The sequence below is a fragment of the Streptomyces sp. NPDC003327 genome, from assembly GCF_053589515.1.
Genome location: NZ_JBSFSA010000080.1, coordinates 1 through 12310, shown reverse-complemented (window position 1 = coordinate 12310; position 12310 = coordinate 1). Strand labels below are relative to the sequence as shown.

The window sequence follows — 12310 nt, the reverse complement described above, 5'->3', positions numbered from 1 at the left end:
ACCCTTATCTACTCTCCGATATACACACTCGTTGACTACATGACGCTCTTCCGATCTGAGCGGGCGACTGCTTCGCGGCGACGGCGGCGGCCGCGCTCGCGGCCGGGGCGCTGCCGGAGGAGGCCGTGGAACGGGCCGTCGCCGAGGCGGCCGCGTTCGTACGGGCCGGGGGCGCCGGGAACCGGGACCTGTGGGAGCCCCCGGCTCCCGCCGAGCCGGCCGAGCCCGCGCCGCGCGACGCCTTCGAACTCGCCCGGCGCGTCCACGCCCGCGGCGGCACGGTGGTCGCCACCGGCGGCTGCTTCGACCTGCTGCACGCGGGCCACGTGGGGCTGCTCGAGAACGCCGCGCGGATCGGGGACTGCCTGATCGTCTGCGTCAACTCCGACACCTCGCTCGCCCGTCTGAAGGGCCCCGGCCGTCCCCTGAACCCGCTGGCCGACCGGATGCGCGTGCTGGCCGCCCTGGGCAGCGTCGACGCGGTCGTCGCCTTCGACGAGGACACGCCCGTACGGCTCCTGAGCTCGCTGCGGCCCGACGTGTGGGTCAAGGGCGGGGACTACCGGGCCGACGACCTGCCGGAGGCGCAGGCCCTGCGGTCGTGGGGCGGTCAGGCGGTCGCCCTGCCCTACTTGGACGGCCGGTCGACGACGTCGCTGGCCCACCGGGCCGCCCGCACCCTGCCGTCCGGGGAGCCGGTGTGACCGGCCCGGGCGCCACCAAGGGGGATGCCGGGTCCGAGCGGCCGGACGGACCCGGACGGGCGGGCGCGGGGCGGCCGACCGTGCTCGTGCTGCGGGCGCTCGGCCTCGGTGACGCGCTGACCGCCCTGCCCGCCCTGAGGGCGCTGCGCCGGGGATTCCCCGGGCACCGGCTCGTCCTCGCCGCCCCGGCCGGGCTGGCGCCCGTCGTCCGGGCGACCGGCGCCGTCGACGGACTGCTGATCACCCGGGCCCCCGGGCGCGAGGTGCCCGCCGTGCTGCCGTGGGCGGGGCGGCCGCCGGAGCTCGCGGTCGACCTGCACGGGCGCGGCCCGCTCAGCCATCAGCTGCTCGCCCGGCTCGGGCCGGACCGGATCTGGGCGTTCCGGCATCCGGAGGTCCTCGGCGTCCCGGGACCCGAATGGGACCCCGCGGAGCACGAACGGGACCGCTGGTGCCGTCTCCTGCGCTGGTACGGGCTCGACGCCGACGCGGGCGACCTGCGGCTGCCGCCGCCTCCCCGGCCCTCTCCCGTGCCGGACGCGGTGGTGCTCCACCCGGGGGCCGACGCCGGTTCCCGTCGCTGGCCCGCCGACCGGTTCGCCGCCGTCGCCCGGGCGCTGGCCGCGGCGGGGCAGCGGGTCGTGGTGACCGCGGGGCCCGGCGAGGAGGCGTACGCCCGCGGCGTGGCCCAGCGGGCGGGTCTGCCGCCCGCCGCGGTACGGGGCGGTCGCCGGGGCGTGCCCTTCGGCGAACTGTGCGCCCTGCTCGCCGGGGCGCGGTGCCTGGTGGTCGGGGACACGGGCCTCGCCCACCTCGCGTCCGCGCTCGGTACGCCCTCCGTGGTGCTGTTCGGCCCGGTGTCACCGCGCCTGTGGGGGCCGCCCGGGGAGGGCCCGCACCGGGTGCTGTGGCATCCGTACGCCGACGAGACCGACGCGCTGCGCCCGGGTGACGCCCACGGCGCCTCGCCGGACCCGCGGCTGCTGCGGGTGACGGTCGACGAGGTGGTCGCCGCCGTGGACGACCTGGCCGGAACGGCGGCGCGGGGGCGGCCCGCCGTCTCCGGGAGCACGCCGTGAGCCGTCGGCCCGGCCGCCCCCGCCCCGGTCCGGCCGGGGCGCCGGGGTCAGACGGCGGTGCCCAGTTCCACGCGTCCGGCGGGCGCGGTGGCGGGGTGGACCGGCTGGACCGGCTGGACCGGCACCGTCTCGGGAACGAGGACCGTCTCGGGAACGAGGACCGTCTCGGTGACGGCCGGCACCGTTGCGGGGACGCGCGGCGCCGGGACGAGGGCGCGGTCCACGGAGAGGGTGGCCCCGGACGGGTGCTGCTCCCGTGCCGTACGGCGGCGGTGGGCGAGGAAGCCCGAGCCGACGACGGCCGAGACCAGCAGTCCGCCCGCGACCAGGGCGCCTCGGGCGCCGAGCAGCTCCATCAGCAGGCCGAGCGTCGGCGGCGCGGCGAGGCCCCAGAGCGTACGGATGCTGCTCCAGGCACCGAGGACGCGTCCGCGCATGGCGGGCGGCGGGTCGGTCTGGAGGACGGTGTTCTGCGCCGTGTCCGCGACGGACTCGGCGATCGCCATCGGCAGCACGAGGACGAGCAGTACGGCGACCGAGGGCGCCAGGCCGGCGAGGACCTGGAGCAGCGCCCCGGCAAGGGTCAGCAGGCCCACGAGCCGGACGGCGGGGCGGCGCAGCCGGGCGCCGAGGACGGCGCCGAGGATGCCGCCCAGGGCGAGCACGGTGGACACGGTGCTGAAGGTGCCCGCGTCGCCCGCGAGCGGACCGGTGACGAGGACGACGAGGGTCAGCGAGTAGTTGCGTCCGAAGATCGCGCTGACGCCGTTGAGACCGGCGAGGGCGACGAGCCGCGGGCGCCGGGCGAAGAACACGAGGCCCTCGCGCACGCCCGTCCCGCCGTCGCCGCCGCTCTCCTCCGCCGCGGCCCCGGCGCCCGCGAGGCGCGCGGCTGCCGAGCGGGCCGGCTTCAGGAAGGGGATGACGCAGGCGACGAAGAGGAAGGACAGGCCGTTGGCGGCGTAGGCGGCGGCGGTGCCGAGGACCGAGACCGTCACGCCGCCGAGCGCGGCGCCGGCGAGCCGTCCACCACTGTGGGCGAGCGAGCCGATGCCGATGGCGGACGGTACGTCGTCGGGGTCGACGAGGTCGTTGCCGAGCAGGGCGCACGCGGGGCCGTCCACGGTCGCGATGACGCCGGTGACGGCGGCGAGCGCCATCAGCAGCGGCAGGTCGAGGCGGTCGGTGGCGACGAGCACGGCGGTGACGACCGCGACGACGGCGAGCAGGACCTGGCCGACGGCGGCCGTCAGCTTCCGCGGCCAGCGGTCCACGACCGCTCCGCCGAGGGCCCCCATGAGCAGGCCCGGGGCGGCCTGCACGGACATGGAGAGGCCGGTCGCGGCCGCGGACCCGGTGATCTGGAGCACCAGCAGGTTCTGGACGGTGAGCTGCATCCAGGTGCCGATGTTGGAGACGACGTTGGCGACGGCCCACCAGCGCATGCTGCGGTGGCGCAGCGCACGCCACGGCGAGCGGTTCCCGGACGGCGCCTTGGCGGTGGACGGGGCGGGGGCGCGGGTGAGTCCGCGGAGGGAAAGAGGCACAGGAGGGCTACGGGGGCAGAGCGCGGCGGCGCGGGCGGTGGGGGAGGCAGGGGCCCTCCCGTGCCTCTCCCGCGCGGCGGAACGGTGTGCCGCGCGGGCGGGGAAGCGGTGGTGGGGCGGGCCCGGCGCCCATCGTGGCAGACGGTTCCCGAGACGAGGGGAAGGGAGCGGGCCGAGGCGCGCGCCCGTACCCCATGCGGCCGCCAACTCGTCGTCTCAGCAGGGGGGTTGGACTTCTGGTGTGCTTGCTCACACGCGGTACGGGGGCCGGTGCGGGAATTCGGATCCACGGAAAGGGGACGTCATGAACAACGGGACGCGGAGCGGGCTCGACGGCCGGCGGGCCCTGGTCACCGGCGGAGGCCGGGGGCTGGGGGCCGCGATCGTCCGGAGGCTCGCCAGGGCCGGCGCCGAGGTCGTGGTCGCCGACGTGCGCGAGGACCTCGCCAAGGAGCTGTGCGAGGCACTGAAGGGCGAGGGATGCCGGGCGGCGCCGGTCGTCCTGGACGTACGGGACGCGGAGGCCGTCGCCGAGGTCTTCCGGGACCTGGACGACCGGGGGCAGCCCGTGGACGTCCTGGTCAACAACGCGGCCGTGGACGTCACCAAGGCGGTGCAGGAGCTGACGGCCGAGGAGATGACCCGGGTCGTCACCACCAATCTGCTCGCCCCGATGTACCTGTGCCGGGAGGCCTACGGACGGATGGTGGCGCGGGGCGGCGGCCACATCGTGAACATCCTCTCGACGGCGGCGCTGCGGACCTGGACGGAGGCGGGCCCGTACGCGGCGGCGAAGACGGGGCTGCGCGCCTTCACCCACACCCTGTTCAAGGAGGCGCAGCGGGACTGTCCCGGCATCGGTGTGACGGGTGTCGTCGCGGGCGGCATGGAGACGCCGTTCATCATGGACCGCTTCCCCGACACGGACACGGGTCTGTTGCAGAGTCCGGAGGTGGTGGCGGACACGGTGATGTACGCCCTGTCGGTGCCGACGGGCAGCGCGCTCGCTGAGGTCGTCGTCGTGCCGCGCCGGGAGACGTCCTGGCCGTGACCGCGGCCACCGTACGACGCCGCGCACCCGCCGAAAGGTTCGGCGGGTGCGCGGCGTCGTGCGTCGTTCGCGGTCTCAGCTCCGGTCGCCCGGCCCGATCCCGGTGCCGATGTCGGCGTCGGCTTCGGCTTCGGCTTCGGCGTCGATGTCGGTGCCGTCGGCCGCGGTGTCCACGTGCATCGCGGCCTCCTCGGCCGGCGCGGCGCCGTCGTCCGGGCCGACGTCCCGGGCGACGGCCCGGTCCATGCCGCCCCGGTCCGGGTGGGTGGCGACGGGGGCCAGGCGTCCGGCCCTGGTGGCGCCGGCCTCCTCGTCGACCGGCTCCCCCGCGCCTCCCGGGAGGTCCCCGATGCCGTCGCCCTCGGGAAGGGGCACGTCGGGCACCTCCTGGGCGATCCGCTCGTCGAGCGACTCGCCCTCCCGCTGCTCCCGCTGCGTCGTGCCGTGGCGCGTGACGGCCCGCGGCCGTTCGGGCGGCGAGTAGCCGGGCACCGCCATGTCGTCGAGCGGGTCGGTGACGAGCGCGTTGTCCGGGTCGAGGTCGTCGGTGGGGCGGTTGTCCGCGTCGGAGTGGGTGGGCTGGTAGACGTCGTCGCCGCGGGCGTCCGGATCGGACTCGTTGCTGGGCATGTCCGGGGTCCTTTCGTGGGGGGTTGGTACGGGGGCGCGGCCGGCCGGTGCGCGCTCAGTCGACGGCCAGGACGATCGCGTACACGAGGAAGAACAGCGCGCACAGGACGACCAGCGTCCACAGGAGGATCAGGGGCGTCGCCGCCCAGCCCTTGCGGAGCGGCCGGTAGGGGCCGGTCCCGGTGCTCGTGCCCGACTCCGCCGGTGGAGTCTCGCCCGGCCGGGTCCCCGCGTCGGGGTAGTCCCTGGGGTCCGGGTCGGGGTTGCTGGGTATCGTCATGACGCTCATCTCCCTGCGGTTCGCGGAAGGGACCGCGCGAGCGCACGGCCGATTCGTCGACCCGCGCGTACCCGACCGGGAGCGCCTCATTCCCGAACGGCCGCTCCGCCTCGCCCGGCGCACCGCCCCCGGGGGCCCGGCGATGGACCGCGCCGGGCGGCACGGTCCGGCGCGCGCGGAGGCCGCTCCCCCGCCCCCGGGGAAGCGGCCGGTTTTTCCTCCGTCACCGCCCGCGGAGGGCGGGCAGGAGGGTGGATTCGGCCCAGCGGAGGAACGGCTCCTGCCGGTCGCCGCCGATCTGGACGAGGGCGAGGTCGGTGAAGCCCGCCTCCTCGTAGGCGGCGACGGCCTTCACGACGGCGTCGACGTCGTCCCCGCAGGGCACGGCTTCGGCCACGTCCTCCGGGCGGGTCTGTGCCGTGGCCTGGTCGAAGCTCTTCGGCAGGGGCAGTTCGGAGTTCACCCGCCAGCCGCCCAGGGACCAGCGGAACTGCTCGTGGGCGCGCCGCACCGCCGCGTCGCGGTCGGTGTCGTAGCAGAGGGGCAGCTGTCCGATCCGGGGCTTTCCCGTGCCGCCGGACGCGTCGAAGGCGTCGAGCAGTTCCCGCTTGGGCTCCGTGGCGATGAGCAGGTCCGCGTGGCGGCCCGCGAGGGCGCAGGAGCGCGGTCCCGAGACGGCGATCCCGAGGGGCGGCGGGGTGTCGGGCAGGTCCCAGAGCCGGGCGTTGTCGACCGGGAAGTGCGGGCCGCGCCGGCTCACGTACTCCCCGGTGAACAGGGCGCGGATGATGTCGACGGCCTCCTCCAGCCGTTCGAGCCGGACCCGGGCGGAGGGCCAGCCGGCGCCGACGACGTGCTCGTTGAGGTTCTCGCCGGAGCCGAGGCCGAGCCGGAACCGGCCCTCGGAGAGGAGCTGGAGCGTGGCGGCCTTCTGGGCGATCACGGCCGGGTGGTAGCGGAAGGTCGGGCAGGTCACGAAGGTCATCAGGGGGATGCTGGAAGTGGCCTGGGCCGCCGCGCCGAGCACGCTCCAGGCGTACGGCGCGTGGCCCTGGCTCTCCAGCCACGGGAAGGAGTGGTCGGAGACGACGGAGAAGTCGAATCCGGCGGCTTCCGCCCCGACCACGTGCTCGACCAGCTCGCGGGGGCCGGCCTGCTCGGTCATCATCGTGTAGCCGATGCGCATCATGTGCCGTGCCCTTCTTCTCAGTCGGCTTCGCCGTCGGCGCCGCCGGGTCCGTCCGCCCTTCCGGCGCCTTCCGCCCGGTCGGCCGCGTCCGGCGCGTCGGCGCTCGGGACGTCCAGGGGGTTGCGGGGTGCGTTCTTCCGTTCGGCCGCCATGCGCTCGCCGAGTTCGACGAGGCGGTTGCGGCCCATGGCCTTGCGGACCTCCGGGAACCAGTCCTTCTCCTCCTCCTCGACGTGATGCCGGACGTTCTCGATGAGGACGGTCATCTTGGCGTCGAAGCGCTCGTTCTCGGGGTCGAGGCCGTCGAGCTCCGAGAGCATCCACAGCACCGCGTGGTGTTCCTCGACGCTCTCCAGGACGTGGTCCTTGGTGTCGGGCGCGGCCTCGCGGGCCGCCGGGTAGAAGACCCGCTCCTCGATCCACGCGTGCGTCGTGAGTTCCTGGATCACCTGGTCGGCGATCTCCCGCTTGCGGCGGTGGTCGTCGTCGCCCGCCCGTTCGAACTCCTTGAACAGCTTCTCCACCGTCTTGTGGTCCTCGCGCAGCATCACGATGCCGTCCATCCGCGGACTCCTCCTTTGGTTCGGGCTTGTGCTTGGGGCTTGTGGTTCGGGCTTGTGGTTCCGGTGCGGCTTCCGGTGTGGTCAGGTCGTCCTGGGCGTGGCGCCCGCCGCGTCGTGGTGGCCGCCGAGCGGTAGCTGGTAGAGGGCGAAGGCCCGGCCGATGACGGGCTGGGCCACGTTGCGGACCCGGACGCCCCCGGCCGTCATGCCGTGCTCGACGCCGAGGTGGGCGTGGCCGTGCACGGCGAGGTCGGCGCCCACGGAGTCGATCGCCTCGGCGAGCAGGTAGCTGCCGAGGAAGGGGTAGATCTCCAGCGGTTCGCCCGCGAGCGTGTCGGGGACCGGCGAGAAGTGGGTGAGCGCGATCCGTACCGAGCAGCCCTCCTCCGACAGGTCGTCGAGGGCGTCGGTGAGCCGTTCGGCGCTGAGCCGCGTCGTGCGGACGAGCGCCTTCATCTCGGGCTCGCCGAACTCCCCCGCGCTGCGGCCCACGAAGCCGCCGCAGAACCCCTTCGTACCGGCGACGCCGACCTTGTGCCCGTCGACGGTCACGACGACCGAGTCGCCCTCCAGCACGGTGACGCCCGCGTCGGAGAGCACGCGCGCGAAGGCCTCCTCCTCGCCGGAGTGGTAGTCGTGGTTGCCGAGGACGGCCACGACGGGGACCCCCGCGTCCGCGACCTCGCCCGCCACCACCCGGGCCTCGTCCAGCGTGCCGTGCCGGGTCAGGTCGCCGGCGAGCAGCAGCAGGTCGGCGCAGTCCGGCAGTGCGGAGAAGGCGGGTTTCAGGAGCCCCGCGCAGTCCGCGCTCAGATGGATGTCGCCGACGGCCGCCACACGGACGACCGGGCCGTCGTCCCCCGCGGGCCCCGCGGCGTGTCCGTCCGTCGTCGGGGTGGTGGTCACGTCAGTTCCTCCCAGCGGTCGGGGGCGTCGGCGCAGGCCACTGCGAGGTCGGCCCGTACGGTCAGGCCGTCGAGTTCCTCGCGGGCGAGCCGCAGGATCTCGTCGCGCCGGGTCGTGGTCGGCACGGTGCCCGTCACGACGACGGCGCCGCCGCGCTGCTCCAGCTGGACCCCGAGTTCGGCCATGTCGTCCTCGGCGAGGCGCTCGCGCAGCCGCGCGATGCGGTACTCGTCCTCGTGCGCTCGGCCGTGCTCACTCATCGCGGGTCACCTCCCTCCTCCGCCGCACGCTCCGTCTCCCCCTCGTCCGCGCCGGACGCGTCGGCCGCCGGGATCACGTCGAGCCGTTCGAGGAGGTAGAGGAAGGCGGCGGCCATCGGCCCGTCGCCGGTCTCGCGCCGCACCACCGACCAGTCGACGCGCTCGCGCAGCCCCCGGGCGACGGGCAGCAGGGCGCCGAAGTCGCAGTGGTGCTCGGAGAGCGCGGTGAGCCGGCTGATCAGGAGGTCGGTCGGGGCGATGACGGGCATGTGGACCGAGTCCACGGGGAGGGTGACGGCGCGGTCGAGCAGCTCCGTGGTGACGGGACGGCCCGCCAGGGCGAAGATCAGGTCGATCTCCTCCCCGCCGCTGCGTGCCTTCACCAGCCAGTCCTCCGGCGGGTCGATGACCCGGATCCCGCGCTGGCGGAGCAGCCGGGTGACCGTCTCGGCGTCCTCCCTGCGCAGCACGAAGTCGGTGTCGTGCTGGAGCCGTACGGGGATGCCGTGCGCGTAGGCGGCGACGCTGCCGACCAGCGCGAAGGGGCACTCCGAGGTCTTCAGCAGGGCGGCGATCTCCTTGGTGGTCTCCAGGATCGCCTGGGTGTGGTCCGGTGGCAGGTCCGGTACGCGGGGGCCGGGTTCCGGAGCCGCGCCGGGACCGTCTTCCCCCGCACGGCGCACGTCGTCGCGCGGGGTGGGGGCGCCGCGGCGCCCTTCGGTGAGGTTCATTGGGGTCTCCTCCTGGGCCGGCCGTCGCGTCGGGACTCGCCCGCCGGGGCCGGAGATCTGCCTGTACCCTCCGCCGCCGAAAGCATCCGCGGCGGCGCGGTGGGCCGTCGGACGGTTCAGCGGGCACCGCCGCGCGGCGCGTCGCGGTCGGCGCGCGAGCCGGACGCGTCGGTCGCGTCGGTCGCGTCGGTGTCTTCGGCGGCGTCGGGGGGCTGGGCCGCTTCGGCGCGTGTGTCGGCGGCGTCGGGGTCCCCGGACGGACCGGGGCCCTCCGGGTCGTCCGGGAGCGGGGCGCGCAGGGCCGTGGTGCCGGAGCGCCAGGCGCGCACGACGGTCTCGGAGAGCGCGTCCTCCAGGAGGGCGGTCGCCTCGACGCCGAAGACGACGTCCCCGGCGAGACCCGGTTCGTCCGCGAGGAGCCCGCCGACGACCTCGCGGCGCACCAGCTGTTCGTGTACGGCGTCGGCCTCGACGTGCTCGTCGTAGAAGTGCACCGCGGCCTCGCCCGCGCCGATCCTGCGCAGCGCGGCGGCGATCCTGGCGGAGCCGGGCGAGGAGGTGATCTCCAAAGCCGCGAAGTGGCCGACCAGGGCGCCGCGGCGGGACCGGTGCAGGCCGAGCAGCGACATCAGGTTCACGGTGGCGAGGAGGGGCGCGCCGACGAACGGCAGGTAGTGCCCGTAGGCGGGGACGAGACCGAGCGCGCCCATCAGGTCGGCGTAGAGCCGGGCGTGCATGTGCTCGGCGCGGCCGCAGCCGAATTCGTCGTACTGCACGGCCATCATGGCGGCCTTGGCCCGGCCCTGGAGCCGGGGCACCACCCAGAGGTGGGGGTCGGCCTCGCGGAGCTGGTAGATCGACCGCAGGACGGCGTACTCCCGCACGTGCGTCGGTGTGCCGTGGCGGAGCAGGTAGTGGGAGGCGCCGTCGCCGTGGACGGGCTCGGTCAGGACGGCGTCGAAGGCCTCGTCCACGCCGTTGTGGCGTCCGCAGGCGTCGCGCAGCGTGTCCTCGAACCGCTGCTCCATGAGGGCGCGCAGCCGCAGGAGCGCCGGGTCCCATTCCAGGTCGTCCGGGACGTCGGCGAAGCCCCGGTAGTGGAGTTCGTAGGCGAGGTGGAGCGCCAGCTGGAGGTCCTCACCGAGCGGCTCGGCGGCCGCCACCGTCCCGCTGTCGGGGAGGGCCCGGGAGCGGCCGCGCAGGAACGCGTCCACGGCGGCGGAGAGGTCGCCGCGCGGCGGCGGCAGTTGGGGGCGGACCGTCCGGCCGGTGCTCTCCCCCGGGGCCGTCCGGAAGGGGGCCGTCCGGTAGGCGGCCGTGTCGCGCGCGGTCGTCCCGCGCGGGGCTGTGGTCGTCATCGCGTGGCCTCCTCACCGCCCGTACGGCGGTCCGCGGTCCCGGCCGCGGGCTCCTTCTCTCCCCTGCCCTCGCCTCCGGAGCGCCTGGCCGGCCGCATCCGCGGGCGGTGGCTGGTGTCGCAGAACGGCTGCCGCAGGCTCCGTCGGCAGACGCACAGCGCGATCACGGGCCGCTCGCAGCGGCGGACGGTGCCGTCCGGGAGCACGACCTCGACCGGCCCCTCGATCAGCAGTGGCCCGTCCGTCACCGGAGTGACCCGTGGGACGGCCGACCGCTGGGGGTCGGGGCCTTCGTCGCGGGCGCGTTCCTCGGAATGGCTCACGGCAACCTCCACTGTGATCGCTGACGCAGGGCGGGTTCCCCGGTTCCGCACGGATATGCCCACCCCGAGCGATCACGGGACGAACCGGCCACGCTGCGTGAGGGCGCCGGATGTGGGTACGGGCAAACCAAGCGAAAATTCGCGGGCAAGGACGAGGTGGACACCATGAGCATGGTGCAGGAGACGATCAGGGTGGAGGCGCCGCTGCGGGACGTGTACGACCAGTGGACGCAGTTCGAGGAGTTCCCCCGCTTCATGGACGGCGTGGAAGAGGTACGGCAGCTCGACGACCGGCACTGCCACTGGCAGACGCGGGTCGCGGGCGTGTTCCGCGAGTTCGACACGGAGATCGTGGACCAGCTGCCCGACGAGCGGATCTCCTGGCGCACGGTCGGGGGTGACGTCCGGCAGAAGGGCGTGGTGACGTTCCAGCGCCTGGACGAGACCCACACGCGCGTGAGTCTGGCGATGGACGTCGAGCCGACGGGGATGGTCGAGAAGGCGGGCGACGCCCTCGGCTTCCTGGAGAACCGGGTCCAGGGCGACCTCCAGCGCTTCAAGCACTACATCGAGGACCGCGGGTCCGCGTCCGGCGGCTGGCGCGGCCGGATACGCCCCGGCGACGCCTCCGGCGGCAGCATGCCGGGCGGCGGACAGGACGAGATGTCCGGTGAGAGGTCCGGTGACATGCCCGGCGGCATGTCGGGCGGTACGCAGGGGGGCGCGCCGGGCGGTGAGACGGAGCCTCCCGCGCGGCCGGGGCCCTACCCCGGGCCGATGCCTTCCGGCGGGACCGACAAGCCGCTCGGCTGATCGACTGATCGGCTGGACGGGGTACGGCGGGCCGCGGCCCGCGGAGCGGGGGCGATTGCCCGGTGCGACGCCGGGTAGTCGCCCCCGCGCACGTGTGCCGGTGCCGCATACGTACGTGCGCGGGCCGGTGATTTTCCGGCTCGCCCCCGGCGCACGCGCATCCGTGCAGGTCCGTCTTCCGCGCCCCGCGCGCGGCCCCGTGACGACGCTGGAGGCCCCGTGACCGTCGACCAGACCATCCCGCTGCTCCTGAAGGGGTACGCGTGGCTGCCCGGGCTCCGGCCGGGCCGAAGCGGCGACGGAACCGTCGCGACGCGCCTGCTCGGCAGGCCGGTGCGGGTCCTGAGGGGCCCCGAGGCCGTGCGGTTCTTCTACGACGAGCACCACGCCCTGCGCGAGGGAGCCCTGCCCGGGCCGGTTCTCGACACCCTCTTCGGGCGCGGCGCCGTGCACACCCTGGACGGCGCGGCGCACCGGGCCCGCAAGGGGCTGTTCCTCACCGAGCTCACGGCGCCCGCGGCGGTCGACGGGCTCGTCGCGCGCGTCCGCGAGGAGTTCCGGGAGGAGTTCGGCCGGCTGCGCGGGCGCGAGGTCACGCTCTTCGACGAGGCGGCGCTGGTCCTCGGCCGCGCCGTCGCCGGCTGGACGGGGCTGCCCGGACTCGACGCGGCGGGCACCGAGCGGCTCGCCCGGGACTGCGTGGCCATGGTCGACGGCTTCGCCACGCCGGGCCCCCGCCACCTGCGGGCCCGGCGCGCCCGCGCACGCCAGGAGGACGTCCTGGCGCGGGTGGTCGCGGCCGCCCGGGGCGGGCTTGGCGACCTTGGCGGCCTCCTCGTAGCCGATGTACTTGTTCAGCGGGGTCACGACGGACGG

General features: G+C 75.2%; 12 protein-coding genes and 3 pseudogenes. 5 read left to right on the top strand and 10 right to left on the bottom strand.

Features of this window, described 5'->3' with window-relative positions; translation table 11 throughout:
• Window positions 1-59: 59 nt before the first annotated feature.
• Both rfaE2 and ACWDVG_RS31105 read left to right on the top strand, forming a co-directional pair.
• Window positions 60-704: pseudogene (rfaE2, locus tag ACWDVG_RS31110) on the top strand (D-glycero-beta-D-manno-heptose 1-phosphate adenylyltransferase); the annotation flags it as partial.
• Window positions 701-1783: a glycosyltransferase family 9 protein gene (locus ACWDVG_RS31105; protein ID WP_451704219.1), complete on the top strand. Its 1083-nt coding sequence runs from the start codon at window positions 701-703 to the stop codon at window positions 1781-1783. The pseudogene rfaE2 and the gene ACWDVG_RS31105, both read left to right, overlap by 4 nt.
• Before the next feature lie 47 nt (window positions 1784-1830).
• On the opposite strand, the gene ACWDVG_RS31100 is transcribed toward ACWDVG_RS31105, so the two are convergent.
• On the bottom strand, window positions 1831-3228 hold the full coding sequence (locus ACWDVG_RS31100; protein ID WP_451704223.1) for an MFS transporter: 1398 nt from the start codon (window positions 3226-3228) through the stop codon (window positions 1831-1833).
• A gap of 406 nt (window positions 3229-3634) precedes the next feature.
• Here ACWDVG_RS31100 and ACWDVG_RS31095 point away from each other — a divergent pair, with 406 nt between their 5' ends.
• Window positions 3635-4381, top strand: coding sequence for an SDR family oxidoreductase (locus ACWDVG_RS31095; RefSeq protein WP_451704218.1), 747 nt, complete (start codon window positions 3635-3637; stop codon window positions 4379-4381).
• Between the two features lie 75 nt (window positions 4382-4456).
• Here ACWDVG_RS31095 and ACWDVG_RS31090 read toward each other — a convergent pair whose 3' ends face one another.
• The 9 genes from ACWDVG_RS31090 to ACWDVG_RS31050 all read right to left on the bottom strand — a co-directional run bounded on the left by ACWDVG_RS31090 (window position 4457) and on the right by ACWDVG_RS31050 (window position 10621).
• A complete protein-coding gene (locus ACWDVG_RS31090) occupies window positions 4457-5011 on the bottom strand; it encodes a DUF5709 domain-containing protein (RefSeq protein ID WP_451704216.1) in 555 nt (184 codons plus the stop codon).
• Between the two features lie 55 nt (window positions 5012-5066).
• Window positions 5067-5291: a DUF6480 family protein gene (locus tag ACWDVG_RS31085; RefSeq protein ID WP_451704215.1), complete on the bottom strand. Its 225-nt coding sequence runs from the start codon at window positions 5289-5291 to the stop codon at window positions 5067-5069.
• 223 nt (window positions 5292-5514) lie between these two features.
• The gene (locus ACWDVG_RS31080) at window positions 5515-6480 is read right to left on the bottom strand and encodes a TIGR03557 family F420-dependent LLM class oxidoreductase (RefSeq protein WP_451704213.1); all 966 of its coding nucleotides are present in this window, start codon (window positions 6478-6480) and stop codon (window positions 5515-5517) included.
• A 17-nt stretch (window positions 6481-6497) separates the two neighbouring features.
• Window positions 6498-7043: a hemerythrin domain-containing protein gene (locus tag ACWDVG_RS31075; protein ID WP_451704211.1), complete on the bottom strand. Its 546-nt coding sequence runs from the start codon at window positions 7041-7043 to the stop codon at window positions 6498-6500.
• Window positions 7044-7124: 81 nt separating this feature from the next.
• Window positions 7125-7880: a metallophosphoesterase family protein gene (locus ACWDVG_RS31070; RefSeq protein ID WP_451704221.1), complete on the bottom strand. Its 756-nt coding sequence runs from the start codon at window positions 7878-7880 to the stop codon at window positions 7125-7127.
• Between the two features lie 65 nt (window positions 7881-7945).
• On the bottom strand, window positions 7946-8209 hold the full coding sequence (locus ACWDVG_RS31065; protein ID WP_451704209.1) for a hypothetical protein: 264 nt from the start codon (window positions 8207-8209) through the stop codon (window positions 7946-7948).
• On the bottom strand, window positions 8206-8940 hold the full coding sequence (locus ACWDVG_RS31060) for a nucleotidyltransferase family protein (protein ID WP_451704208.1): 735 nt from the start codon (window positions 8938-8940) through the stop codon (window positions 8206-8208). Before ACWDVG_RS31060 ends, ACWDVG_RS31065 begins: the two co-directional genes overlap by 4 nt.
• Window positions 8941-9056: 116 nt before the next feature.
• A complete protein-coding gene (locus ACWDVG_RS31055; protein ID WP_451704206.1) occupies window positions 9057-10298 on the bottom strand; it encodes an iron-containing redox enzyme family protein in 1242 nt (413 codons plus the stop codon).
• Window positions 10295-10621, bottom strand: coding sequence for a CDGSH iron-sulfur domain-containing protein (locus ACWDVG_RS31050; protein ID WP_451704204.1), 327 nt, complete (start codon window positions 10619-10621; stop codon window positions 10295-10297). Before ACWDVG_RS31050 ends, ACWDVG_RS31055 begins: the two co-directional genes overlap by 4 nt.
• A gap of 165 nt (window positions 10622-10786) precedes the next feature.
• On the opposite strand from ACWDVG_RS31050, the pseudogene ACWDVG_RS31045 reads away from it, so the two are divergent.
• Together ACWDVG_RS31045 and ACWDVG_RS31040 are read left to right on the top strand one after the other, a co-directional pair.
• A pseudogene (locus ACWDVG_RS31045) lies at window positions 10787-11245 on the top strand (SRPBCC family protein); the annotation flags it as partial.
• A gap of 408 nt (window positions 11246-11653) precedes the next feature.
• Window positions 11654-12310, top strand: a pseudogene (locus ACWDVG_RS31040) (cytochrome P450); the annotation flags it as partial.

What these genes read in the sequence shown, in the direction of transcription:
- ACWDVG_RS31060 (WP_451704208.1), bottom strand. Translation starts at nt 8,940, where the DNA reads ATGAACCTCACCGAAGGGCGCCGCGGCGCCCCCACCCCGCGCGACGAC.
- ACWDVG_RS31075 (WP_451704211.1), bottom strand. Translation starts at nt 7,043, where the DNA reads ATGGACGGCATCGTGATGCTGCGCGAGGACCACAAGACGGTGGAGAAG.
- ACWDVG_RS31055 (WP_451704206.1), bottom strand. Translation starts at nt 10,298, where the DNA reads ATGACGACCACAGCCCCGCGCGGGACGACCGCGCGCGACACGGCCGCC.
- ACWDVG_RS31090 (WP_451704216.1), bottom strand. Translation starts at nt 5,011, where the DNA reads ATGCCCAGCAACGAGTCCGATCCGGACGCCCGCGGCGACGACGTCTAC.
- ACWDVG_RS31095 (WP_451704218.1), top strand. Translation starts at nt 3,635, where the DNA reads ATGAACAACGGGACGCGGAGCGGGCTCGACGGCCGGCGGGCCCTGGTC.
- ACWDVG_RS31080 (WP_451704213.1), bottom strand. Translation starts at nt 6,480, where the DNA reads ATGATGCGCATCGGCTACACGATGATGACCGAGCAGGCCGGCCCCCGC.
- ACWDVG_RS31100 (WP_451704223.1), bottom strand. Translation starts at nt 3,228, where the DNA reads ATGCGCTGGTGGGCCGTCGCCAACGTCGTCTCCAACATCGGCACCTGG.
- ACWDVG_RS31085 (WP_451704215.1), bottom strand. Translation starts at nt 5,291, where the DNA reads ATGACGATACCCAGCAACCCCGACCCGGACCCCAGGGACTACCCCGAC.
- ACWDVG_RS31065 (WP_451704209.1), bottom strand. Translation starts at nt 8,209, where the DNA reads ATGAGTGAGCACGGCCGAGCGCACGAGGACGAGTACCGCATCGCGCGG.